This is a genomic window from Flavobacterium eburneipallidum, assembly GCF_027111355.2.
GTDB lineage: Bacteria > Bacteroidota > Bacteroidia > Flavobacteriales > Flavobacteriaceae > Flavobacterium > Flavobacterium eburneipallidum.
The window spans coordinates 2,306,087-2,330,300 of the sequence record NZ_CP114291.2 but is presented as its reverse complement, the minus strand read 5'-3'; the positions used below and the strand labels follow the sequence as shown (position 1 = coordinate 2,330,300).

Here is a 24,214-nt window from a genome sequence, read left to right as displayed (position 1 = left end):
ATGAAATTTCCAATATTAAAAAGTAATCAAGTTGCAGTAATCAAAGCTGATGGAGCTACTGGAACAATTTTAAACTTAAAAGGTGAAATTTATAAAAATGGTTCTCCCGAAAATCCTTATATTATATTTGAAAGTTTACTTTTAGCACATGAATATGTAGGTAATGAATCAAGATTAAATGATAAACTTGAATTTGTTATTTATGATAATAACCAAAATGTATTAGATTTCATAAAATCTATACATTGGAATAAATAGGGCAATCTTCCAAAGTTAGTGACAGGGAATGTTTCAGAGTTAGTGACCTGCTCCTAACACGATTCTTTTATAATAAATCGTTCCATTTAAGGAATTGTGATTGAAAATGAGTCTATTACTTCAAAGTCAAAACACAAAATTTAATTCATAAAAAGAAAGAGACAGTTTAATCGCTGTCTTTTTCTTTTATATTTCATCAAAACCAGTAAAAAATTCTTCTAAAGTTACATTCATTGCTTTTAGAATCCTGATTAATGTATTTAATTGAATATTTGCTCCAGTTTCATATTTTCCGTGCTACTAACACGATTCTTTTATAAAAAATAGTTCCAATTAAGGAATTGTGATTAAAAATGAGGCTATTACGATGAAATTGAAAAAAGATCAAATATTTTGAAATGTCTAAAAACCTAATACTGGAATAAATCTGGTATTAGGTTTTACTTTTTTAGTATCAATTACAGCTTTTGCATTTATTTTGTTGGTTTTGGGTTAACCTCACTAATTTTTGGTTATTAAAATGGGTTTTGTAATGGTTAATGTCTAATGGTTTTCCTGAAAATGTTTCTTTCGGTGTGTTTCCTTGCAAAGCGAGTTGTGGGCGAATAGTATTGTAAACAGGAATATCTTCCGCTAAAGCATTAATAAGTTGTTTTCTGTTTTCTAAATTTCGGGGTAACAAAAACTGGTGCTTGATAATTTTGTTGAACGCCTCAATACTGGAGTTCGAAAAAGAAATGTCTTTTTGGGCAATCAAATGTTTTATGTCTGGATTTGTTGTACTTAAAAATTCTTGAACGGTGTTGTTTACATTTTCCACACCGGCATCGGTTACCAAAGTTAAGAAGGTTTTGCTTTTATGTTTCAAATAGGCTTCCTGCAATAGGGTTTTAATGGCTTTTGGACTGGAACTGTTTTCAACACTATAACCCAAAATCATTTTAGAATAATGATCGATCAAAAAATGAATATAGTGCTTTTGCAGTATGTTTTTCTATCGGCACACCATATTTCATTGGGTTTATAAGTCGTAAGTGATGAATATTTTATTTTCGGTTGCAAATGCCTTGATTTGTGATAGTCCTATAGCTTGGCATATTTGTAAAAGGTAGTTAGACAAAAGGAGATTTCCTTATTTCGTAATGACAAGTATCGTTCTTAAATAGTATTCAAATGGTAAAAAAATGATTCGTTTTGTACTCTTACAAGTTGCTCTTGAAGAAGTAGAAAATAGTATTCTGAAAGGGAATAGCTTAAGTGTAAGTTTAAAAAAGAACGCTTTGTTCAATATAAGTCATGACTACTGTTTTAAAACCTTTTATTATTCTATTTGTAGGTGTTCTTATAGCTGTTTTACAGGTAGCTATGTATTTGCTTATGTTCCAGTTGAGTAGTGCGATTGGGTAAATAAGTTTGTTGAGGTCAATATTTAATTACATAGAATTTGTTTGTGTGTAATATTTTCAGCTTTCACCATTCTTTTTATTAGGTTATTTAAAATTGTATTTTTATTTTGAGAACGGTTAATCCTGTATGAGAACTCATTAAAATAACGTTCAATATTCCCTTCACTTACCCATGAGTATGTAGTTCTTATCCAAGTTTTGATTTGATGAATCATGGTATTCAAAGCTTTAAAGTTTGCTCCTGATTGGCTTGGGATTTGTATAATATTATAATCTTTAGAAATCGGTCTATATCCTTTCCAATTGTCTGTGGTTATTTTTGCTTTCTTGCTAATGTGCTTGTCAAATATTCCACTTAATGATTTTGCCGAAAAGTCTTTTATTTTCAAAGCATAAAAGCGTTTTACTTTTCCATCATTAGTTAATTCTACTGCACAAACAGACTTTTTCTTTTTACTATCGTAGCTTTTTCCTTGTTTAGATTCCTCATGTCCTCCAACTACAAATTCATCTACATGCACAATGCCATCAATGGGATTATTTCCGCTTGATTTCATCGCTTCTCTTACCTTATGCATAAATAATCTTGCGGTATTTTCCTGAACTCCATACCGCACACTCATCTGCATAGCAGAAAGACTTTTTGTTGTAGTTGACATTTCAAAACAAATGAAAAATGCCTTTCTTAAACCAAATTTTACTTTGTGAAATAAGGTATTGGCTGTACTAGATTCCGTATCACTACAAATGTTACAGGTGCGTGAAAAATCCTTGCGAACTTGGCTTTTCTTATGACCACATTTTCTACAAACATATCCATCTTCCCATTTCAAAATTGACAAATATTCTTTACAATCTTCATCTGTTTTAAAGCGTTCAGAGAACTCTATGAGGTTTTGACCTTTAAAAATATTCATAAATAACCCTTTTTTGTTGACTCTAAAGATATGAAACTAAATGATGACCTCTATAAGTTTGTTTTTTATCAGCTGTTTCTTTGTGATAACATAAAACACAACTTTCATTACATATAACAAATAAGCATAGATGTTATTTTATTCTAATTACCTCTATATTTTTTTATATCATTGAAAATATCACAAGGCTTTTATTCGTGAGGGTTCGCAGGTAATTTATAAGTTATTTTGTGTGTAAATTAAAAAAATAAAGCATTAATCTTGTTAATTAAAAATAAAATTTCTAGTATTGTGAGGAATTACAATAGTGCTTTTCTTATATTTTTACTGGCTATAAATTAAGAAAACATAATCAATATGAACATATTAAATTGATATTCAGGTCTAAATATTTTCATTTAACAATTAAAATAATAACATTTAGTAAATACCCTCTTTTTATTATGAAAAACAAATTGAATTTTATGTTGATTTTATTTTATAGCTTGTTAGGCTATTCGCAGAATTTACCAAAAATAATACAACCTACTCCAGAAGCTGCTAATTTATCTAAATATGCAGAAATTCCAGTAAGCCTTTTTACTGGAAAGTCACAAGTTGAATTCCCATTGTACACATTAAAATGCGGTAATCTAGAACTCCCTATATCACTTTCTTATTACGCATCTGGAATTAAAGTTGAAGATTATTCAACATGGGCAGGTATCGGTTGGGCTCTTAATGCAGGTGGTGTAATTACTAAAACAGATAAAGGTCCAGGATATGCTGGTAATACATTTTTTCTTTCTCAATATTTACCATTAAAAGGAACTACAACTGAACAATTTAATGCTTTGGTAACATTAGACAATCACAATACAGATCCTGATACTTATAATTTTAATTTTTTAAAACATTCAGGTTCATTTCAAATAAAGAATAATAAAGCAGTTTTTAGAAAACATGTAAATTTAAAGGTAGAATTTCCTAATTTTCCAAATTTTGATTCTATAACTATTACAGATGATAATGGAATTAAATATTACTTTGATGAGAAAAGTTCAGGTGGATTTCAAACTGATTATTATTTAGTAAAGATTGAAAGTTCAGACAAATTACATACTATCAATTTTGAATATATTGCTGGAGATTGGTATGGAAAACCACCTCATAATTCTGTTTTTTATACATTATATCCTTCTATAAATTATATAAGACCGTCTTCTAATAATTTTGAATCCCGTCATTCGGGTTATTTACTTAGCAAAATTTATACATCTAGTAATAATTCAGTTGTATTTGTGAAGAAAGACATACTTCAGCCAAAGGAATCTGCCATGGTTGATACATATAGGAAAGCATTGGATTATATTAATATATATGATAATAATAAGAAAATAGTATCATTTCACTTCAACACAAATAATGTTAAAACAATTAAACCTTATGAGCCTAACGCAAACTTTCCTCTAGGCTATCCTGCTTATAAAGTAGAAACAGAAATGAACTATAGATTGTATCTTGATGGCTTTGATAAAATTGACTCAACAGGAGAAATTATTGAGTCATATGGTTTTGATTATTATGGACGAACAGGTGATGGAAAAGATTCGTTACCAAACCGATATTCCCTTGCTCAAGATTTAGAGGGATATTACAATGGTGAGGACAATAATATGACTTTAATACCATCTTTTAATCAAAATCTTCATCTTAATAGTGATAATGGCTTACATGATCCTGCAAATGTTGACTACAAAGTAAATTACAATAATTACCTAGTTAGTGTAGATATTCCAGGGGCAAATCGTAATCCCAATCTAGATTATATGGGCATGGGAATGCTGAAGTCTATTAAATATCCAACAGGAGGATCGGCAAAATTTTATTATTCACAAATTGAAAATCCTCTTACAAATGAGCCGTTTTTTGGATTAAAGATTGATAAAACAGAATATCTAAATAGTGATGGGGCATTACTGAAAAGAAAGAAATATATTTATCAAAATCCAGTTTTAGGTTATCATCTTCCATCTAATTGGCATTACACATTGTATAATGGTGCTAATCTAACTCCTTATCCCGATTTTAATTTTTTTTGGGGACATCAATACAAGGAATGGAATTGGGCTATAGAATTGAGTCCAGACCCTGCTTATGAAATTGCACAAAACGCTCCCAAGGTCGGATATGGTATTGTAAATGAAATTGAAGAGGGGAATGGGGGCAAGAAATATGAATTTTCAATCGAAGGAGCTAGTTATAACGAAGCTACGGATTATGATTTTGCTGTTAATGGAATCTTTGATGGCGGGATGTCTTCAAATTTAAATACTACCTCTAAATCCTGGCCTACAGGGCCTATTCAAAGTAATAATTGGAAACTGGGCACCTTACTTCATGAAACAACGTATAATCAAAATAATGATATTTTAGCTAAAAAAAGCTATAACTATACATATCCCATTTTGGATACTATATATGGTCTAAAAGTTCATAAAGTAGGGTATGAGCACTCAAATGATCCTTTTTATTTTGAATATAACTCTTTCTTTTATCATCAATACAGTAATTTGAGTGTTTGGGAGCGATTAGATTCAGTTACAGAGACTTTGAATGGTGTAAGTCAAGTAACAAGTTATAATTATGATAATTACAAGCAAATATCACAAATAAAAACTACTAAAAGTAATGGAGATTTATTTACAACAAACTTTAAATACTCATACAATTATCCATCTGCTGTTTATTTCAATATGGTTTCCAGAAACATGCTGGCACCAATAATTGAAAAAACTGAAATGACAAAAACAACTCAAACATCATTGGTAAAAACAAACTATTCATTTTGGAAAAGAGAAGAAAATAGTATCAATTTAGTTTCAGGTCAAATGGTGGTGGAAAAGGGAATAAATAATTTCAAAACAGAAACTTTTAGTATTACTGAACCCGCCCAACTTAAGATTAATGTAGATCTTTGGAGGAATGGCGATGGCTATTTTGTTCTTGAAGGCTATGGTCCTCCACAAACTTATCATGGAAGTGGAATTGTAGATACTACTCTTAACCCTGGAAATTATACATTAAAATTATCATTCCCTGAATCGACTTTCCCAGAAACTGACTTTTATGGAACTGCAGATTTTTCTGTTGAGATAAAAGATTTCAAAAACAATATGATCGCATCCAATGATTTAACAGACTGTATTTATCCATTATCGGTGGAGGTTAAAAAAGGAGAAGATCCAATAGAGACAAGGCTTAATTATAACAGTTACGATAGTAAAGGAAATATCGCAAGTGTTTCTAAAACAAATGATTTAGAGATAATCTATATCTGGGGATACAAACAAACCCAACCCGTAGCCAAAATAGAAAACGCTACACAAGCACAAATAACGGCACTCTCCCTTAATATGACATTGATAAATGATAGTTCAACTACCGATAGTGCTATGCAAACAGAATTACAGAAATTAAGAACAGGACTTCCTCATGCGATGGTTACCACCTATACTTATAAACCACTAATAGGAATCAGCACCATAACCGACCCTAAAGGCGATACGGTAACCTATAATTATGATGCTTTTGGTCGTTTGCAAAACGTAAAAGACAAAGACGGCAACATCCTATCTGAAAACGAATACCATTATAAAAACTAATCAAGCGAAATATGAAAAAAATACTATCACTTTTAGTTTTCTTGCCTATAATGGTTATTGGACAAACCCAAACGGAGAATTACGTTAAAAACACCACTTATAAAGTAGCAACTGCAACAAGTATCCCCACACCAACTGCCCAACAAGCCACACAAACTATCACGTATTATGATGGATTGGGTCGTCCCATTCAGCAAGTGGCACATCAGCAATCTGGAAGTGGAAAAGACATTGTTACTCCCATTGAATATGATGGCTTCGGACGTCAGGACAAAGAGTATTTGCCATACGTACCCACAGCTCCAGCCTCGCTGGATTATAAACCCTCTGCATTGGCTGATGTACTTACATTTTATGATGATGTCAAATATGATGCTGATTTTCCGGGTATGAGTACGAGTAATGCAAATCCCATTATTCAAATCAATCCTTATTCTCAAAAAGGATTTGAAGACTCTCCGCTGAACAGGGTATTAAAACAAGCAGCACCCGGTAATGATTGGAAGCTAGGCAACGGCCACGAAATAAAGTTCGAATATGAAACCAATACCGATGCAGATTTAGTAAGGCAGTTTGGCGTTTCTTTTGTGAATGGCAATACCGAAGCTCCACATTTAGAGGATAACGGTATTTATGCTACTTCTCAATTGTATAAAACAGTAACCAAGGATGAAAATTGGATGCCTAACCAGACCTATCCTAGTGATCATACCACTCAAGAGTTTAAGAACAAAGAAGGGAAAGTTGTCTTGAAACGTACTTTCGATGTCGGAAAATGGCACGATACTTATTATGTTTATGACGATTACGGAAATTTGACTTATGTATTACCTCCCAAGCTTTTTACCTATCATTCCATAACACAGCCCTTATCAGGATTGAGTATATATTTGAGTACTGACTATGATTATTTTTCATTTTTCGCTAGTCCAAACCCAAATAGTTATGCTGATTTGTATTTAACTCAAACCGGTGAAAATTCTTTAAATTTATATTTTTGGGAGTATGGTTTTACTCCAGGTTCACCACTTATGTCAGGAAAAATAGCCGACTTAAATCTAACTCCTAGTCCACAGGACATAATTTTGTGTGATATTATGGTGTCAGATGTAAATGGTAACCTTGTTGTAGGAGGTAAATTATCAATTAAAAATGGAGAGTTGCATATTACTGCAGAACCTGGAGTTGTTGCATATCCAGATAGTAATGGTGAATTTTATTTTAGTGCTACAATAAATCTTCCTAGTTTACAAGCCAATTATACTCCCCAAGCTTTGGATCGATCTGTATTTAACGATTTGATTTATCAATACAAATACGACAAACGCAACCGATTGGTAGAAAAAAAATTACCAGGCAAAGAATGGGAATATATTGTGTATGACAAATTAGATCGACCTGTTTTAACACAAGATGCTATTTTAAAAACGCAAAACAAATGGTTGTTTACCAAGTATGATGCCTTTAGCAGACCAGTATATACAGGAGAATATGTCAATACATCAGAAACTACACGTACAACTGTACAAGCTCTTGCTGATGCTGCTACTATTATGTTTGAAACCAAACAGGGTATAAATACCATCAACGGAACTACCATATATTACAACAACACAGCTTTTCCTAATACAAACATCAACCTGTTTACTATTAACTATTATGATGATTATAATTTTGATTTGAATGGTGGTACTGCTGCAACATCTTACAGTATCACACCCATTACCAATGCCAAAAGTTTAGCAACAGGAACCAAAGTACGCATTTTAGGAACTACCAATTGGACATCTAGCGTAATTTATTATGATAGCAAAGGCAGACCAATTTACAATTACAGCAAAAACGATTATCTCGGTACCACCAGCACTGTAAAAACCAAGCTTGATTTTGTGGGCAAAGTTTTAGAAACCACCTCTACCCACGCCAGAAATAGTGTAACTACCACGCTGGTAGATGTCTTTACCTATGATCAAGCAGGAAGACTAACCCAACAAACCCAAGCTATTAATGGAACAACCACACCAGAAATTATTGTAGCTAACACTTATGATGAATTAGGACAATTGACCAGTAAAAAAGTGGGAGGCAAAACCACCCAAGGATTGCAAAAAGTAGATTACGGTTATAACATTAGGGGCTGGCTCAAGAACATCAACGACCCCAATAATTTGAATCAAGACAATGATTTGTTTGCTTTTGGGTTAAATTACAATACCGTAGTAAATTCTTCAATTCCTACATACAATCAAAACAAACCATTGTATAATGGTAATATCAGTAGTACCTCCTGGAAAACCAGTAACGTTATTCCTGTTCTAAAACAATATAATTATTCGTATGATGCTTTGAATCGATTTAAGGCTGCTTGGTATGCTGAAAATAATAGTTTTAATTCAAAATTTAATGAATCTATTAGTAGTTATGATCGTAATGGTAATATTATGATGGCAAATCGTTATATGCAACACCCCACTAATGCAAATTCTGGAACAGGTATTGATTATTTGACCTATACTTATGATAGTGGAAATAAGTTGATGAAAGTGCTTGATTATTATGGAGATGAGGGTTTTAAAGATGGTAATAAAACAGGAGATGATTACAGCTACGATGCCAATGGTAATATGACAAAAGACCTAAATAAAGGAATAGGAACAGCATCAACAAATGGAATTACCTACAACCACCTGAACCTGCCCACCCAAATAACATTAGCTGCAGGAACTATTGATTACGTCTATGATGCCACAGGAGTAAAACAACGCAAAATAGTCAGCCCAGGCACTACCACAGATTATGCAGGTGGATTTCAGTATGAAAGCAATATCCTGAAATTTTTTCCACAACCCGAAGGTTATGTAGATTGCAGTTCAGGAAATTTTAATTATATTTACCAATACAAAGATCATTTAGGGAATGTACGATTGAGTTATGCCGATAAAGACAATAATGGAACGATAGTTGGAGCTAATACTACGACCGTCTTTAGTGATGATTTTGAGAGTGCTACAGGTTGGGACGGTAGTGGTAGCAGTATTTGGGGTTGGCCAGTGAGTGGTTTTGACAGTTCTATTAAGCGTACAGGTATTTATTCAGCAAAATTGGATCCAGGAACTGAATGGATTCGGGCGGTTCATAGTAACGAATGGATACCGATAAACAATACGCAAACCACAGATTATATATTTTCGTGTTGGGTTTATCTTGAAAACGTATCAGGAAACAGAGCCAATATATTTCTTTTCATGAATACAGCAGGAGAAACAAATTACTATTCTATTGTTGACAGTGAATCTACTTATATAACAGGTAAGTGGGTTTATTTAGAAAAGAGAGTGAGTGTTCCTGCTAATATTTCTAAATTGAATATAAGAATAGATAGCCAGAATGCAGGAATTGTTTGGTTCGATGATGTTAGCATAAGAAGAGTAAACACCACCAGCGAAATTGTAGAAGAAAACAATTATTATCCTTTTGGTTTGAAACACAAGGATAGTAACAATGTAGTTACTTCTACCAATCCTGGACAGAAGTATAAGTACAACGGGAAAGAACTCCAAGACGAGCTGGGGCTTAATGTTTATGATATGGATGCTAGGAATTATGACCCTGCTTTAGGTAGATTTATGAACATAGACCCTATGGCAGAATCGTATTATCAACATACTCCATATAATTTTGTTGGTTCAAATCCAATTATCAGAACTGATCCAACGGGAATGGATTGGTATACTGATGAAAAAGGGAATCAAACCTATAATAAAGACCTTACTAAAGATAATGCTTCTTCAATACTTAACTCTGATAAAAATGAAAAATACAGCGGGACAACTGCAACAGAGAATGTTTCAAATGATGAAGGTAGTTATACTTTATCCTATAATGCAGATGGAAGTATTTCATCTTCTAATACTACAAGGAGTACTACAAATGACGGTATAAGGGTTTTTGGAGTTGGTGGTGATGCTGTAGCTGGTAGTGGTTTTATGGAAAATGATAGAGGTTCTGGATCTATACAAGCTGATACGGGAGACGTTGGAATGCTTTTTGACTTTGGACAGCTTCTTGGAGATTTAGTTTTAAATTGGGCTATGAGTAATCCATCTACTATGGGTTGGGCAATTGAAAATAAATATGGAAATAATAGCACTCTTACTAATGCAACTACGATGAGCGCAAGTGTTCCAGAAACTGTAATTGCTCAAAGGTATGATTATGTGTCTACAGATCCTATGAGAGGTGCTCAATCTACCCCTCACGCTGGGTATCCTAGAGACACATCTGTCGTGAAAGCCAATGCACAAGTAGTTAAGCTTCTAAATACAAAAGATTCATTAAGAGCAGCAAAAGAAGCTAGAGTCAAAAATGCTGAATACAATAGAAAATTTGGAGGATATTAATAAAAATAAGAGGTATGTTAAATAAATTTTTTTTAATAATAGTTGTATTTGCATTACAGATTATACTTTTTTCTTGTAAAAAGAAAGAAGAAATAGTTGCTAATAAGCAAGAAACTAAAAAATATATTCAAAAAAGGATAGAGTATAAAATAGAGTTTCCAGACACAGTTTATTTAAATAAATTATACAATGGAGTTGTTAAATATAAAAGTGTATTAGATACCATTACTACAAGTTTTGATGACAAAAAAAAGAACCGTTATTCTGTTTTTTATCTAACAATAGTAGATAAGCCTGATCGTGATTACAAACACTTAAAAAAAATTGCTAAAAAATTTGGAGCTGACAATAATAGAGAAATATCTATTTATGATATTAAATTTACAAAAACAGGTATTTATTATATTGACGGAATTATTAATGATTTTGTTGTTATTGATGAGAATAAAAAGAATAAAAATGGAGAAGAACTCGTAAGGTTAATAGAAAATGAGGAACGAGTAATTCATAAGGTTGTTGTTATTGAGCATTAAAAAAGTTTGAAATGAGCCAGATTGCTCTGAAATACACTAAATTTTTCGTCAATGGATAGACCAGATGGCCCCGCTGCTCGAAGTGTTCCTTAAAAAACGAACGTTACCAAGTCGGATGCGCTGTGCATTCTATGATGAAAAACAAGCAAAATTTGTTAAAATTATGATGCAAATTTATAAGTATTGATGTATGGTGTTTCACGATTAATAACGGCAAATACCCTGCTTATAAGTTTGCATCTAATATTGTTTAAAACAAGCATAGCATTCTTTCCCTCTCCTTTCTTTTTAGTATAATACTCTTTTAATTGAGGGTCATATTTTAAGGTTGTCATGGCACACATTTGCAGTAATGATTTCATTTTTTTATCTGCCATGTGATTGACTTTTGTTCTTCCTTTTATACTAGATCCAGAGCTGTATTCAAAAGGAGCGACACCAGAGTAACAAGCAAATTTTCGCCAACTTGTAAATGCCGAAAATCCTTTGGTAGCAATTATAAAGTAAAGAGCTGTTTGCTTACCAATTCCTGGGATTGTTTGGATTAATTTATTTTGTGTTTCAAGTTTATCATTTTTTTTAATAACCTCCTGAATTCGTTTTTCAATCTCTTTCAAAGATTTTTTTAATCCATTAATTGTCGATTGATTAATTTTTGAAACTTCACTATAGATACTTTTAGGGATGAAAAGTTCATTTTCTTTTGTCGTTTCTAATAAAAGTAGTGCCTTTAAGACTTTCTCTCTTTCGGTATGTAATAATTTTAATTTGTCAATATCGACATCTGGTTTAGCATAAAGATTGAGTTTGTCAATATTTCTTAAGCTATAAAAAGCTATGTCTTTCGCATCAGTTTTATCATTTTTCCCTCTTGAAATGCCTTTTGAGCGTTTGATTTCAATAGCTGGAACAATCCATAAATCTAATTCTAAATTTGATAAAGTATAGCTTAAATGATTGGTATAAATACCGGTGTTTTCACAGCAAAACAATATTTGCTTAATATCTAATTTTCTTTTAATTAGCATTTTAACAAATTCACTAATTGCTTTTGGATTATTATCAATCACAAAATGTTCCGATTGTAAGTTTTGTGAAGTTAGAAGATTTACATCTAATTTTGATTTTGAAATGTCGATTCCTAGATGGACTAAATAATTTTTCATAATTTTGGTTTTAGGATAAACAAAAATGTTGAACTTCTTTAGAGCCTTTATTAGACCGCTATGTCTATCATTCTATTTGAAGCAATTCAACGGAGTTCAAGGAGAAGGCAGAGGACTAATGCACAGCATAGTTCTTAACTAGCGAAGTCTAAAGTTCACCTCTGCTTTCCTTTGAATAAATTTAGTGTTTTTTATCAAATACAAAGTAAAGGCGAATGTCTCCGACTTCGCACCCATTCCAATAGCACCCAACGAGAGCAGGAAAGCAAGACAATACACGCTCCATTTAAGGAATTATAAAAAAAATGATAATGTAAAGTAAAGTCAAAAAAACTCAATACTTTGAAAGACAAAATACCTAATGCTGGAATTATCTGGTATTAGGTTTTGTTTTTTAAGATTATTTACAGCCGTTGCATCTGTTTTGTTGGTTTTGGTTGATTCTCAATGCTTTTTGACTATCAAAATGAGTTTTGTAATGGTTTATATCCATAGTTTTACCTTCAAACGTTTCTTTTGGTGTGTTCCCGTGCAAAAAAAGTTGAGAGCGAAGTATTTAAGCAGGAACATCTTCAGACAAAGCATTTATCCTTTTAATGGCTTCCAAAACCATATATTTTAAAAAGACTCTAGAACTAAAGGGGTACTAAAAATTCTTCCACACCAATACAGATTCTCAAATCACTTTGAACCATTTATTCAATTTCTTTTTCCCTGTTTCCACAAATTCCTTTATTCAAGAACCAGTATGCTCTTTGTCCCATTTCAAGAGCAAAGGTACACTAGTGTTCTTAACGCAGAAACAAGGTCAAGCCCTACGGGTTTGTCAAAAAATCTCCACCCATTCGGGTTGTATTTATTTGACCAAACCTTGTTGCTGCTAAACACTAACCTTTTATGCTCCTGAAACGAAACAAAGCATACTCCGGCTCTTTAGACGAATAAAAAAAAATGTCAATTATGAAAAACAACAGCATTATAAATGGTACTAGAGTGAAACGAAACAGCTCCTCCTCTCATTACCGAATATATAAAATAAAAAAATGTAATCTAAAAATTTGTAATCATGAACATCATAGGAAGACTGACAAGGGATGCTGAGGTACGCACAACGTCACAGGAAAAGCAAGTGGTCAATTTTTCAGTAGCCATTAACGATGGCTATCGCAACAAACAAGGAGAGCGCATCGAACAGACTACTTATTTTGATTGCTCTTACTGGATTAGCACTAAAGTAGCGAAGATACTTACTAAAGGTACTTTGGTAGAACTCACAGGCAGAGTAAGTGCAAGAGCGTGGACAGCTAATAATGGAGAGCTAAAAGCTAATTTGAATTTTCTTGCCTCTACCATAAAATCACACGGAGGTGGTAAGAAAATAGAAAATTTACAAGCTATAACAGAACAACAAAAAAACAAAGTCGCAAAGCAAGAACCTCCGGACGATCTCCCATTTTAAACACCATCATTAAATCATTTTAACAACTTTTAAATTTCAGCATCATGGCACACAATTTAAATTTCAACGAAAAAACGGGACGTCACTCATTTTTTAGCGTACAGGAAAAAGCATGGCACGGATTGGGGCAAATCGTAAAAGACTACCCTACAAGTGCGGGCGCCATCAAATATGCAGGACTTGATTATGAAGTGGTCAAAACACCGCTATATACTAAAAATTTAGGCATTACGGAAACTGTAAACGACATAGTGATTGGCAATAACGAATTACACGTACCAAACTATTTTGCCAACATACGTGCGGATAACAATGCAGTATTGGGCGTAGTTGGCAAAGACTATCACATTGTGCAGAATCGAGAAGCATTTGGTTTTTTTGATGCGATTGTAGGTGGTATGGATGGCATTCTGTACGAGACAGCAGGAGCATTGGGAAACGGGGAACGCATTTTCATAACTGCCAAATTGCCCGACTACATCCGTGTGGGGAATGGCGATGACGTAACGGAAAAATACATTTTTCTGACCACTTCTCACGATGGAAGCGGAAGCATAACAGCCGCTTTTACACCCATTAGAATTGTGTGCCAAAACACGTTGAACGCTTCACTTCGAAATATGAGCAATGTGGTACGTATCCGCCATACTTCGGGTGCTAAACAACGATTGGACAATGCACACAAAGTAATGGGATTGGCGAACGAGTTCAGCAACCAACTGGAAGGAATTTTTAACGAATGGGCAAAAGTAAGGGTAACTGATGTGGAAGTTAAAAAATTAATACAACTGGCACTATGTCCCAATAAGAAAACCTTGGAGCATATCAAAAAAGGGAATGAAGACGAAATGTCCACCTTATTTAAAAACACCGTAGAAGATGCCTTTGCTTATGCAATGGTAAGCGAAAGCCAACAAATGGAAACCACAAAAGGCACATTGTTTGGTGCGTACAATGCGGTAACAGGCTACTACCAAAATGTACGCAGTTACAAGAATGATGAAGCCAAGTTACAGAGTATTGTATTGGGCGGTACTGCCCAACTAAAATCACAGAAAGCATTTGATTTATGTACTGCATTTTCAACAGACGATACTGAAATCTTCAAACTTAATTAAAAAAAACTATAGGCTACCGCCTTAAACGATGGTAGCCTAATTTAAACAAGGAATATGAAAGTAAACGATATGAACGGTTGTCCAATCGAGATAACGAATTTAAAAGAAGCAATAAAAATAGTAAGGCGGTACAAAGAATACCGCCACGAGGAAAAAATATTCTCCGAATTTGATAAAAGGCAAAATGCCTATTGGACGGATATGTACGAGAAACTTACAGCAATCAAAGAGCAATTAACAACATCTTAAAAATTTACAGCGATGAACACTCATTTTTTTAATCAGGTAGCACAGTTGGACTTTACAGGAGTTTTACAACTGCACATTTCAAAGGGAGCAGAAAATAACCTAATCGTATCGGTTATGCTCAACAACGAACAATGCGGAGACAATGCGAAAAACCTAATTCCACCATTGACATTTAATGCCACACCGCAGGAGTTTGACGAGGGATTTTTTCAGCAAATAACAGCCCCAATTCAAAAAGTTTCGGGCTTAATGGTGGATATGGAAAAGTTTCTAAAACAATTGGAGGAAGTCAAAAAGCAATCGGTAATGGAGAAAGAGAAAGGCGATAAACAGAAGAAAGAGCAGGAAGCCAAAGACAAAAAGTTTAAAGATGGAATGGCAAAAGCGGACGAACTCGAAAAAGAGGGTAAATTCCGTGAAGCGTGGATGAAAACACCTTCCGTAACAGAGTTTCCCGAAAAAGCAGACGAGATACGTAAACGCCAAACAGAATTATCAAACAAGTTTGGAACACCAAGCCTTTTCGGAGCAATGGAAGAAGAAAAACCTGAACCGCAACAGATGGAAGAAGTTACAGTAGATTATCCTACTGATGAAACTCACGAAGAAGAACAATAGTATTAATACAAAAAGTAGAAATTATGTTATTAGGAACCCAATTACAACGAGTTTTTATACTCAAAGATAAAGGACAGGACATTAGACTGACCGACCCCGAACCACGTTGGAGCGTGGAAGCCGTAATGAATTTTTACGCCAATACCTACCCGATTTTGACAACGGCAAAAATATCTGCTCCGCAAATAAAAGACGATGCCGTAGAGTACAAATTTGAAAGCGTAATGGGTACAAAAGGTTAAACCAAAAATCAAAAACGATGAATTATGCAACCACATATCCTATCGGGAATAATCAGCAAACCCAAACAGAAAAGACAACGGCAATTGCACAAACAGTTGGGCGAGTTTGCCAATTGGATGCAAAGACCAAAGGATGCAAACGAAGTACAGAAAGACAAAAGGAAAGCCGTACCGATAGCAATGTTGCCAATGGTTTTCTAAAGTCCACATTTTTGCCTAAACTGAAAACGGAACAATCTGTACAGTCTAGTAAGAAAACAGTGAAAACGGAGAAGGATTTTTATCAATCCCTTTCCAGAGTTGCCGAGCATTACAGCATTGAATCTATGCAAACACAGATTTACGGCTATCCCTACAATATCGTTTTGGCGATGTGGGATATGGAAACCAAGTTAAAACGAACCCATATAAATTGGGATAGCTTGCGTTTGGTACAGGATGGCAGGAGAATATTTTTTATAAGCGAGGAGCGATACGATACAAGAATGACCTTATATTATATTCCCATAGTTCCACTTTTTAAAATGCTCCACGACCCGAAGCGTAAAAAGACCGCTCAATTATTGGTTTCTGTATGCAGTTATCTGTATCACACTGCCGATATTCCTTATTACAGACAAGAAAACAGCTATCTGTATTGGATGTATGAAATGATGACCGATTGGCTGGAACAGGACGATGAAACGGACAAAACCGAAAAACACAAAAGCGAATTAAGACAAGCCGAACAGATTGGCGACAAGATAGAACAGAAACTATTCAATCGTATCAATTTAGAACAATTTGAGCAACGTTTGAACAACTTCAAAAGCTTTGATGAATTTGACCAAGAATGTTGGCAGTTAGCTTGTAAAGTTATGGCTCTTTTTACAGAATATCCTACAGAAAGCATTTTTAGAAACGCACCCATTTGCGAACAAGACCCTGATAATGACGATTACGACAATGAAACCATCGGAATGGAAAAGTACATTTCATTTGTAGCGAATACCAAAGGTTGGTTGTATGAAAGTCTCTCGGACAGTATCAACAATGAATTTAATGAGTATGGAACAATGGCAGAACCTACCATTTACAAACATTTTGACGGAAGTAAGATAACAGCAACCAACCTTGATTTTGAGAACCGTTTGTTTCCGATATTGAATGATTTATGCGGTTTATTTGATGGATATAATACAATAGCAAAATGAAAAATGTAAACGATATAACAGAGATTTTTGGAACTTTATATTATCCAAAATCTGCTTTGGTTTTCTATGAATCCAAAGGTACAAATACCGATATGTATGTGGAGCATTTCGATATGGATAGAAACGGAAATCCAATAAATGCACATCCTTTAACCGTAAAAGAAGCCAACATATTGGCAAAATCATTACAAACAGATGAAGAAAAGAGCAGAGCTTTTTTAAAACCAAAGGGAATTTTGCCTACTAACATTTTGCACATCAATCCAAGCGAAAAAGGAACAGTACTTTGGTACACCAAAGCACAGCAAAAACAGCTGTATTTTGTGAAAGGCTTGGGCATACCCAACGGCAAGTGTCAAGTACCGCCATTGGCTTGGTTTGCCAATAAAAACAGCCTTTCCATTTTTGCTTTGGCAACCGATAGAAGACCCACAGAAAAAACGCCTTTGCATTATGCACCCTTTTTCAATGTGTATGACAACGGTAACGTATGTATGGGAACGGTAAATATTGATATTCAAAATTCGGCTTCGGTGGAAGAATTTATTCAAGCGTGGGAAAGTTACTTTTTCAACAGCTATTTCAGTCATTTATTAGGAAACTACAATCCGATAAAAGGGAATTGTGTAAACCTATGGAAAGAGCAAATTAGCACAGATAAAGCCTTTCCGAAAGAAGTATTGAAACCAAACAACAAAACACTTAAAAATCTATTGTGATGAAAACCGAAAAAACAAAAATCCATTTTGCGGACAATCATTTAATCAATCCCACCAATCCCATTACAGTAAACCTTATTGGAGCAGGAGGAACGGGTTCAAAGGTACTGACCGCCCTCATGGAAATGAATCACAGCCTCATAGCATTGGGTCACGCAGGTTTAAACGTCCGTTTGTGGGATGATGATATTGTAACGGAAGCCAATTTGGGCAGACAGCGTTTTGCCAGTAGCGAAACTGGATTGCATAAATCGGTAGCCTTAATTAACAGAGCCAACCGTTGGTCGGGTACAAACTGGAAAGCAGAAACCATAAAATTCGAAAAGAACAGTTTGGGAAAATTGCCCGAACACACAGGAGCAACCATTTACATGAGTTGTGTGGACACTGTCAAGGCTCGTTTTGAAATTGCCGAAATATTGAAACAACTCAACAATGGTAATGCACATTTCAATCGTCCACGCTATTGGATGGATTTTGGCAACAGCCAACATACAGGACAAGTATTGTTATCCACCATTGGTACAATAAAACAACCTCATTCCGAAAAATACGAAACCATTTCCAACTTGCCAATGGTAACCGAAGAATTTGCGGAACTGCTGAATCAGTCTGAAGCCAAGGACGATACACCCAGTTGCTCCCTTGCTGAAGCATTGGAAAAACAAGATTTATATGTCAATTCGGCTTTGGCACAAATGGGATGTTCCCTTTTATGGGGCTTGTTTCGTAACGGATTGACCCATAATAGAGGCTTTTTTCTCAATTTGAAAGATTTTAGGTCGCAACCCATTCCCGTTGGATAAAAATGAAAATCGGGCTGCAAAAAGACACTTCCTTCCGATGGTCGGAAAAGTCTTTTTGCAGTAAAAAGGAAGCAACCATTTCGGTAAAATGCGAATCCTCCCATTTTACCAAAAAGGTTGTGAAATTACTGGAGGATATTTATTATCCTCCTTTTTGGCTTTTTCCAACTTCTTTTCTTTCCACATCAGCGACCAAAGAAAAGAAGCAAAAGAACGCCGCTTCGTTATTTTGGATTTTGCACTTCAATTTGAATCTCCTTGTCTTTTTCTTTCTTTTGTCTTGAATGGCTCCAGAGGAACAAAAGTCCCAAAACAATCAGAACATAGGCAATCCATTTTCCTGTTCGCTCCAGAAAAGAAATGAATACTGATTTTTCATAACTCCAAAAACCTTCCGCCCCCGTGGGACTTCTTCGGTAAAATTTTCGTCTGTTAATCCAATAGCGAAGACCAAAACCACATACCAAAGCTAAAATGCTTAAAACCAATGCTGGAGTCATGATGGGAATATTTTTGAATTACACTTTATAAATTTACAAAAAAAACAATCTTTAAAACTTACAATTTTTTGATTTAAAGAAGTTTAAATGCTGATATTGAAACTCGTGAATGGAAAAAGGCTAAATCACAATTGGTGAAATAGCCTCTTTGTTGGGTAACGAGAATGAAACGATCAATTAATTTTTAACTCCAGATTCTTTATGAGTTTTGCTCTTACCAAATCACAACATTCCACTTTCAAAACCTGATGTCTTTCACCGTTATTTTCATACATCTCTATTAAGAGTAGCTTATCATCGGAAATGGTAAATTGATCCAATAGAAAAACGTTTTGGTCTTTTGCATTACCCACGATTTCATCCAGAGGCTTGTATGTTCGTAATGGTGTCATCACTCTTTCTTGAATCAGGGTGCGTTTGGCACGTTTTTTATCCACCACTTTGAATTGGACAAAATCAATTTGGAAAGGCGCATTGCTACAATTAATGAGTTCGGTATGGAGATACAACTTGTCCTTGTGGATGTAGATTCCTTTCAACAAAAACCGTATTCCAAAACTGTTGGAGTCTATGCGCTTAATGATTCTTTTGTTTTCTTTATAAATTGCTTCCAATATGGTATTGACTATAGAAGGGGAGTTGCTTCCCAACTCTTCAAAAAAAACTTCATTTACATCCGCTCCACTTGTATTTTTCTTTAATTGCAATAGGTTGTAATTCATTTTATCAGGAAATGAATTGTAGCATGCGTTAAAATTATAAAACCGTCCATCTTCCGTTATCACGGAAAAATTGGTTTCCTCTGCAAAATCACGAACTGTGGCTTTTAAGCGTAATACATTGTCAACTTCTTTTGCCTTGTCCGCAATTAGAAATTCACTTCCCAAATCCACGTAGCGGATGGGAGCAGGAAATATCAGATGCGAAGTTTTATTGTAGGTGACTTCAATTTGATAAGATGGTATTTTTTCCAAGTTCAGTGTCGTAACATTGGAAACGGTATTTTGCGCTTGAGATTCTGCATGGATTCCTAACAGGAAAATCAATGCGATGCCGTGTTTAATTAGTGTTTTCATATTTTGTTTTTTAAATTTTTACAGAATGGAATGTTTAGTTTTTTGAAACAAGGAACATCTGGTAGCCCGCTTTCAATGTTATTTTGGGAGTTTTTATTTTTTTTGAAAAGTATCCTGAAACACCCTGCACAAGACCTCGGCTCAGATCGCCAGCCACTTGTTGTCCAGCAGAATTGGTCATCATGATGCTACTGCCAGAAGCTTGCCCCATGTTGGCTGCCATTTCAGTAAGAGCACTCCTTTCGGGCGAGTAGGGAACAACTAGACCTTGTTGTCCATCCAATCCAAATACCGTAATGTCAACTGGCAAAATGGTGCCGTTTATTGCTAACGAACTAATTTTCAATTGTAAGCGTCCTTCTTGAAATTTGGCGTTTGCCGTCAGTAGGGTTCCTTGTGGAATCAAAAGATTTGCTGTTTTGGCTGGCTCCAACAAACGGATACGAACACTGCTTTCCGCAGTTATTACCTGAGTTTCTTGTATGATGGCACGAACACTGTTTCTGGTTTGCACTGCTTGTTTGGTTTGCCCCGCAGCATCAATATCAGGGGGACTATTTTTACTCCAATTGACCAAAAAGGCACTCTCGGTGGATGCTCTGCCTAAAGATGAAACGGAATTTTTCTGGCTAGGAGCAAGCGCAACAAATTTTTCTTTTGGAGAAGAAGAACTAGAAACGGATTGTGGTAGTGACTGTTCCATTGAGCTAGCATTCATCGGAAGATATTTGGCAGCCATCTTGTACGATTTTTCCATTAATTCCAATTGAGCTTCCACAGGATTAATGGGTTCACTGTCCTTGTGGTTTAATTCCTTTTTTAGCTCATCCAGTTGTTTGCGTAATTGCTGTGTCTCCGAAGGATCATTGTGATAAAAAGAGCCTACGGTGCTTTGTGCATTTCGATAGCTGTTCAATGCTGGATTAGTGCTCTTTACTGGTTTTCGAGCATCTTCATCCGTAATTTCAGCATCCGCTCCGACGGTTTCCCTGGGGTTGTCTTCATTCCAATAGTCGGACAATGATGTCAGGGCATTTTGTTTTTCCTGATACTTTTGTTCCAACATTTCTTGTTCATACGCTTTTTGTTTGTTAGCCTCCAATCCAGCATCGGTAGCTTGTGGAATGGCATCGTTTAGTCCTATGTTTTCGATCTTTTTTATATCTTCGGAAGGTTTAAATATGAGATACATACAGCCTAGGAATACAAATCCCATCAATGCGTATATGATGGATTTTTTAAGCTTCTCGACTTGGTTTAATTTACTTTCCAGAACTACATCTGCAGTTTCATTTGAGTTGCCGTCCGTAACAAAGACGACACTCTTTTTGTTTTCAGTTTCTTTCATTTGTCTTGTTTTTTTAATCATTAATAAGGAATCCCACAACGATGTATCGGATTCGTTCTTTTTAATGACAGGGTTTTCAATGTGTTCGATGATTATTCCTTGATTAGATTTTCTTGCATCATGCACGACTTTTAGAATCATTCCCATGGTTAGTAGTGCATAGCCCAAGAAAAAAATTAGGAGGTATTTGTACTGTACTTTTAAAGGAAGTGCTTTCCAACTTCCATCAAACTTGTTTAACAAACGGTCCATCTTTGCTTGCAGTTTTTTCATTGGAGTAGTTTTAACGTTCAATGACTTCTATATCCCTGTTTTCTATGACGACAAACTTTTCGACATTAAAACCCTGTGGATTATTATCGGAACGAACAGAATTGACGAGGTAACAAGAGGTAATTAGATTACGTTTGGTTACATTACTAGAGCGAATGATGAACTGCTTGGCATACGTTTTCACAGTATAAGGATAGGTCTCAAAGTCGCACGCCATACTATCAATTTCAAGTCGTTGTTGTATGTTACCCGATATGATACGGTTATAATATCCTTTTTCAGAAAGGTCTTTGTAGTAATCAAAGGCACTCTTGTCTGCGAGGTTGAACGCCCTTTTCATATTGTTTTCTATGGCATCTTTGTCTGGTGCCAGCGTAAAGAAAAGTTCGTGGAAACGTCGTATGTGTTCCCGGGCTTCAACAGGACGGTTGATGGAAGCATCTTGTGCAAGAGCCAGCATTAAAGATTTGCCATTGTCAAGGACATATACTTTTTGGCGTTGTTGCTCTGCAAAATGGTACGATTGCCATGTGGTGTATCCCGTCACTACTAGACATAGCATTGCAAATACAATGGCATACAACCTGATTTGTTGGAAACTATTTTCGATGTTTCTTAATGTTTTAAATTCCATTTTACTGCTATTTATTAAGTGTTATTTCATTAGTCTTCCTCCAATGTTACCTACGACTGCTCCCGTACCAGCTCCCACAATGTTTCCTGTTTTGGCTGTGGCCTGATTTACATTGCGAATAAAATTACCTGCCCCACCAGCCTGAATAATCCAACTGGTCACCGTGGGAATGGTGAAATACCCAATGATGCCCATAATCATAAAGATGATGTACACCGTATTGGAGGAATCAGGAATGAAATTAGGATCCGATAAACTTTCGATGTCTTTCTGGAGTATTAACGATTGTATCTTGGACAACATCGCACTAAAAAGATCTGAAACAGGCAACCAGAGATACACACTAATGTATCGGGTAAACCATTGCGTAAGCGTGGATTGAAAACCATCCCAAATGGATATGGCGAAAGCGATTGGTCCCAATATCGATAGCACAATCAAAAAGAAAGTGCGTAGGGTATCAATCACCAAGGCGGCAGCCTGAAACAGTATTTCCAAAAACTCTCGAAAACCATCCCGAATGGCTTTTTGTACCTCATACATTTCTCTTTCGATGTACATTCCTGACATCGTTACCAAATCTGATGGAGTCCAACCCATTTCATCCAATTTCTTGTCAAACTCTTCATCAGAAACCAAATAAGCATTTTCGGGATTGCGAAGCATGGCCTCTCGCTCCAGTTGGTCTTTCTGCTGTTGTAGCACATTCAAATCTAGGACTTGGTTTTCCAACATGCTATGTGTCCCCATTACAATGGGACTCAATACCGCATTGAGTGTACCTAGCACCATGGTTGGAAAAAACATAATGCAAAGTCCCAAAGCAAAAGGTCTAAGTAGCGGAAACACATCAATGGGTTCTGCACTGCCAAGTGCTTGCCATACTCGTAATGCGACATAAAATAACGCACCCAAGCCAGCTAGACCTTTTGCCACTCCTGCCATCTCAGCTGACAAGGGTAGCATCTCGTCGTAAAGGGAACGTAATACTTGATGTAGGTTGTTGAACTCCATGTTTACCAGTATTTTTGATTGGCATCTCCATAGAGTTCCAGTACTCTACTACTATTGTTGTTCTTTTTGGCTCTCAAGTAACTAACGGAGATGTTCTTGTTGGTGAAGTACCGAATGAGGTTGTGGTATTCTTTTACTTCTTTATGCACTCGGTCAATGATTTCCAGCCGTTCGTTGTCATTCATGGATAGGGTGGAAGCGTTTACGATTTGCTTTAACTCTTTTAGAAGTTCAACACTTTCATTCAGCAAAATGGAGTAGCCATTGGCAATCGCCGTTAATTCTTGGGGTGAAAAGTTGGGATCGTTTATCATCTTGCCAAAATTCTTTACATAAATTTCGGAAGCATCTCCAACAAGCAAAACGGTCTGCTGTACTTTCCGGGCATCTTTCACTAAATTATTGACCGCTTTTAGTTTGTCATAATACTCTTTTCCTTGATTATAGACTTTTTGAACTTCTTTAAAGTTGTTGATCATGTTCGTGGCCGTGGTAGAAGTCTGCACTATTTGTCTGGCGGTGTTGACAATTCCTTGTGCTAAATTGGAAGGATCTGTTACCACCCACTGGGCTTTCATTGTTGGTGTGACAGCAAATAGCATTGCTGTACACACCATTGTCATTATTTTTTTCATGGTTCT

At 35.3% G+C, this 24,214-nt stretch carries 21 protein-coding genes; 12 read left to right on the top strand and 9 right to left on the bottom strand.

What is annotated here, in order from left to right; all coding sequences use genetic code 11:
• Window positions 1-258 carry a hypothetical protein gene (locus OZP15_RS09770; protein WP_269225271.1) on the top strand — a complete coding sequence of 86 codons (258 nt, stop codon included), beginning with the start codon at window positions 1-3 and terminating at the stop codon, window positions 256-258.
• 454 nt (window positions 259-712) lie between these two features.
• On the opposite strand, the gene OZP15_RS09765 is transcribed toward OZP15_RS09770, so the two are convergent.
• Both OZP15_RS09765 and OZP15_RS09760 read right to left on the bottom strand, forming a co-directional pair.
• Complete coding sequence (locus OZP15_RS09765) at window positions 713-1,198, bottom strand: hypothetical protein (RefSeq protein WP_281335985.1); 486 nt, start codon at window positions 1,196-1,198, stop codon at window positions 713-715.
• Window positions 1,199-1,687: 489 nt separating this feature from the next.
• Window positions 1,688-2,581, bottom strand: a complete 894-nt coding sequence (locus tag OZP15_RS09760) for an IS1595 family transposase (protein WP_269225269.1) — start codon at window positions 2,579-2,581, stop codon at window positions 1,688-1,690.
• 443 nt (window positions 2,582-3,024) lie between these two features.
• Between OZP15_RS09760 and OZP15_RS09755 the strand changes: the two genes are divergently transcribed.
• The 3 genes from OZP15_RS09755 to OZP15_RS09745 are packed head-to-tail and all read left to right on the top strand — an operon-like array spanning window position 3,025 to window position 11,158.
• Window positions 3,025-6,225 carry an RHS repeat domain-containing protein gene (locus tag OZP15_RS09755; RefSeq protein ID WP_281335984.1) on the top strand — a complete coding sequence of 1,067 codons (3,201 nt, stop codon included), beginning with the start codon at window positions 3,025-3,027 and terminating at the stop codon, window positions 6,223-6,225.
• An 11-nt stretch (window positions 6,226-6,236) separates the two neighbouring features.
• Complete coding sequence (locus OZP15_RS09750) at window positions 6,237-10,625, top strand: DUF6443 domain-containing protein (RefSeq protein ID WP_281335983.1); 4,389 nt, start codon at window positions 6,237-6,239, stop codon at window positions 10,623-10,625.
• Window positions 10,626-10,639: 14 nt separating this feature from the next.
• On the top strand, window positions 10,640-11,158 hold the full coding sequence (locus OZP15_RS09745) for a hypothetical protein (RefSeq protein ID WP_281335982.1): 519 nt from the start codon (window positions 10,640-10,642) through the stop codon (window positions 11,156-11,158).
• Window positions 11,159-11,319: 161 nt separating this feature from the next.
• On the opposite strand, the gene OZP15_RS09740 is transcribed toward OZP15_RS09745, so the two are convergent.
• The gene (locus OZP15_RS09740; RefSeq protein WP_269225263.1) at window positions 11,320-12,324 is read right to left on the bottom strand and encodes a transposase; all 1,005 of its coding nucleotides are present in this window, start codon (window positions 12,322-12,324) and stop codon (window positions 11,320-11,322) included.
• A 1,066-nt stretch (window positions 12,325-13,390) separates the two neighbouring features.
• Between OZP15_RS09740 and OZP15_RS09735 the strand changes: the two genes are divergently transcribed.
• Genes OZP15_RS09735 through OZP15_RS09700 form a run of 8 tightly spaced genes read left to right on the top strand, consistent with a single transcriptional unit; the run spans window position 13,391 to window position 18,728 of the window.
• Complete coding sequence (locus OZP15_RS09735; protein WP_281335981.1) at window positions 13,391-13,783, top strand: single-stranded DNA-binding protein; 393 nt, start codon at window positions 13,391-13,393, stop codon at window positions 13,781-13,783.
• 44 nt (window positions 13,784-13,827) lie between these two features.
• Window positions 13,828-14,901, top strand: a complete 1,074-nt coding sequence (locus OZP15_RS09730) for a DUF932 domain-containing protein (protein WP_269225261.1) — start codon at window positions 13,828-13,830, stop codon at window positions 14,899-14,901.
• A gap of 54 nt (window positions 14,902-14,955) precedes the next feature.
• Complete coding sequence (locus OZP15_RS09725; protein ID WP_269225260.1) at window positions 14,956-15,150, top strand: hypothetical protein; 195 nt, start codon at window positions 14,956-14,958, stop codon at window positions 15,148-15,150.
• Window positions 15,151-15,162: 12 nt separating this feature from the next.
• Window positions 15,163-15,768, top strand: coding sequence for a PRTRC system protein E (locus OZP15_RS09720; RefSeq protein ID WP_269225259.1), 606 nt, complete (start codon window positions 15,163-15,165; stop codon window positions 15,766-15,768).
• Between the two features lie 23 nt (window positions 15,769-15,791).
• On the top strand, window positions 15,792-16,010 hold the full coding sequence (locus tag OZP15_RS09715) for a PRTRC system protein C (protein WP_269225258.1): 219 nt from the start codon (window positions 15,792-15,794) through the stop codon (window positions 16,008-16,010).
• A gap of 17 nt (window positions 16,011-16,027) precedes the next feature.
• The gene (locus OZP15_RS09710; RefSeq protein WP_269225257.1) at window positions 16,028-17,203 is read left to right on the top strand and encodes a hypothetical protein; all 1,176 of its coding nucleotides are present in this window, start codon (window positions 16,028-16,030) and stop codon (window positions 17,201-17,203) included.
• Window positions 17,200-17,922 carry a PRTRC system protein B gene (locus OZP15_RS09705; RefSeq protein WP_269225256.1) on the top strand — a complete coding sequence of 241 codons (723 nt, stop codon included), beginning with the start codon at window positions 17,200-17,202 and terminating at the stop codon, window positions 17,920-17,922. Before OZP15_RS09710 ends, OZP15_RS09705 begins: the two co-directional genes overlap by 4 nt.
• Window positions 17,922-18,728 (top strand): PRTRC system ThiF family protein, encoded by an 807-nt coding sequence (locus OZP15_RS09700; RefSeq protein ID WP_269225255.1) that lies wholly within the window; start codon window positions 17,922-17,924, stop codon window positions 18,726-18,728. The genes OZP15_RS09705 and OZP15_RS09700 overlap by 1 nt, the downstream gene beginning before the upstream one ends.
• Window positions 18,729-18,952: 224 nt before the next feature.
• Here OZP15_RS09700 and OZP15_RS09695 read toward each other — a convergent pair whose 3' ends face one another.
• The 6 genes from OZP15_RS09695 to OZP15_RS09670 form a co-directional block, all read right to left on the bottom strand.
• Complete coding sequence (locus tag OZP15_RS09695; protein ID WP_269225254.1) at window positions 18,953-19,228, bottom strand: molybdenum ABC transporter permease; 276 nt, start codon at window positions 19,226-19,228, stop codon at window positions 18,953-18,955.
• A gap of 173 nt (window positions 19,229-19,401) precedes the next feature.
• Entirely contained in the window at window positions 19,402-20,304 is a 903-nt protein-coding gene (gene traN, locus OZP15_RS09690) for a conjugative transposon protein TraN (protein ID WP_281335980.1), read from the bottom strand.
• Between the two features lie 34 nt (window positions 20,305-20,338).
• The gene (gene traM / locus OZP15_RS09685; protein WP_432419377.1) at window positions 20,339-21,904 is read right to left on the bottom strand and encodes a conjugative transposon protein TraM; all 1,566 of its coding nucleotides are present in this window, start codon (window positions 21,902-21,904) and stop codon (window positions 20,339-20,341) included.
• Window positions 21,905-21,935: 31 nt separating this feature from the next.
• Window positions 21,936-22,559, bottom strand: a complete 624-nt coding sequence (gene traK, locus OZP15_RS09680; RefSeq protein WP_269225251.1) for a conjugative transposon protein TraK — start codon at window positions 22,557-22,559, stop codon at window positions 21,936-21,938.
• A 21-nt stretch (window positions 22,560-22,580) separates the two neighbouring features.
• On the bottom strand, window positions 22,581-23,573 hold the full coding sequence (gene traJ, locus OZP15_RS09675) for a conjugative transposon protein TraJ (protein ID WP_269225250.1): 993 nt from the start codon (window positions 23,571-23,573) through the stop codon (window positions 22,581-22,583).
• 2 nt (window positions 23,574-23,575) lie between these two features.
• A complete protein-coding gene (locus OZP15_RS09670; RefSeq protein ID WP_269225249.1) occupies window positions 23,576-24,208 on the bottom strand; it encodes a DUF4141 domain-containing protein in 633 nt (210 codons plus the stop codon).
• Window positions 24,209-24,214 lie beyond the last annotated feature (6 nt).

Excerpts from the sequence above, each read along its gene's own strand:
- OZP15_RS09770 (WP_269225271.1), top strand. The coding sequence starts at position 1 with ATGAAATTTCCAATATTAAAAAGTAATCAAGTTGCAGTAATCAAAGCT.
- OZP15_RS09765 (WP_281335985.1), bottom strand. The coding sequence starts at position 1,198 with ATGATTTTGGGTTATAGTGTTGAAAACAGTTCCAGTCCAAAAGCCATT.
- OZP15_RS09760 (WP_269225269.1), bottom strand. The coding sequence starts at position 2,581 with ATGAATATTTTTAAAGGTCAAAACCTCATAGAGTTCTCTGAACGCTTT.
- OZP15_RS09755 (WP_281335984.1), top strand. The coding sequence starts at position 3,025 with ATGAAAAACAAATTGAATTTTATGTTGATTTTATTTTATAGCTTGTTA.
- OZP15_RS09750 (WP_281335983.1), top strand. The coding sequence starts at position 6,237 with ATGAAAAAAATACTATCACTTTTAGTTTTCTTGCCTATAATGGTTATT.
- OZP15_RS09745 (WP_281335982.1), top strand. The coding sequence starts at position 10,640 with ATGTTAAATAAATTTTTTTTAATAATAGTTGTATTTGCATTACAGATT.
- OZP15_RS09740 (WP_269225263.1), bottom strand. The coding sequence starts at position 12,324 with ATGAAAAATTATTTAGTCCATCTAGGAATCGACATTTCAAAATCAAAA.
- OZP15_RS09735 (WP_281335981.1), top strand. The coding sequence starts at position 13,391 with ATGAACATCATAGGAAGACTGACAAGGGATGCTGAGGTACGCACAACG.
- OZP15_RS09730 (WP_269225261.1), top strand. The coding sequence starts at position 13,828 with ATGGCACACAATTTAAATTTCAACGAAAAAACGGGACGTCACTCATTT.
- OZP15_RS09725 (WP_269225260.1), top strand. The coding sequence starts at position 14,956 with ATGAAAGTAAACGATATGAACGGTTGTCCAATCGAGATAACGAATTTA.
- OZP15_RS09720 (WP_269225259.1), top strand. The coding sequence starts at position 15,163 with ATGAACACTCATTTTTTTAATCAGGTAGCACAGTTGGACTTTACAGGA.
- OZP15_RS09715 (WP_269225258.1), top strand. The coding sequence starts at position 15,792 with ATGTTATTAGGAACCCAATTACAACGAGTTTTTATACTCAAAGATAAA.
- OZP15_RS09710 (WP_269225257.1), top strand. The coding sequence starts at position 16,028 with ATGAATTATGCAACCACATATCCTATCGGGAATAATCAGCAAACCCAA.
- OZP15_RS09705 (WP_269225256.1), top strand. The coding sequence starts at position 17,200 with ATGAAAAATGTAAACGATATAACAGAGATTTTTGGAACTTTATATTAT.
- OZP15_RS09700 (WP_269225255.1), top strand. The coding sequence starts at position 17,922 with ATGAAAACCGAAAAAACAAAAATCCATTTTGCGGACAATCATTTAATC.
- OZP15_RS09695 (WP_269225254.1), bottom strand. The coding sequence starts at position 19,228 with ATGACTCCAGCATTGGTTTTAAGCATTTTAGCTTTGGTATGTGGTTTT.
- traN (WP_281335980.1), bottom strand. The coding sequence starts at position 20,304 with ATGAAAACACTAATTAAACACGGCATCGCATTGATTTTCCTGTTAGGA.
- traM (WP_432419377.1), bottom strand. The coding sequence starts at position 21,904 with ATGGACCGTTTGTTAAACAAGTTTGATGGAAGTTGGAAAGCACTTCCT.
- traK (WP_269225251.1), bottom strand. The coding sequence starts at position 22,559 with ATGGAATTTAAAACATTAAGAAACATCGAAAATAGTTTCCAACAAATC.
- traJ (WP_269225250.1), bottom strand. The coding sequence starts at position 23,573 with ATGGAGTTCAACAACCTACATCAAGTATTACGTTCCCTTTACGACGAG.
- OZP15_RS09670 (WP_269225249.1), bottom strand. The coding sequence starts at position 24,208 with ATGAAAAAAATAATGACAATGGTGTGTACAGCAATGCTATTTGCTGTC.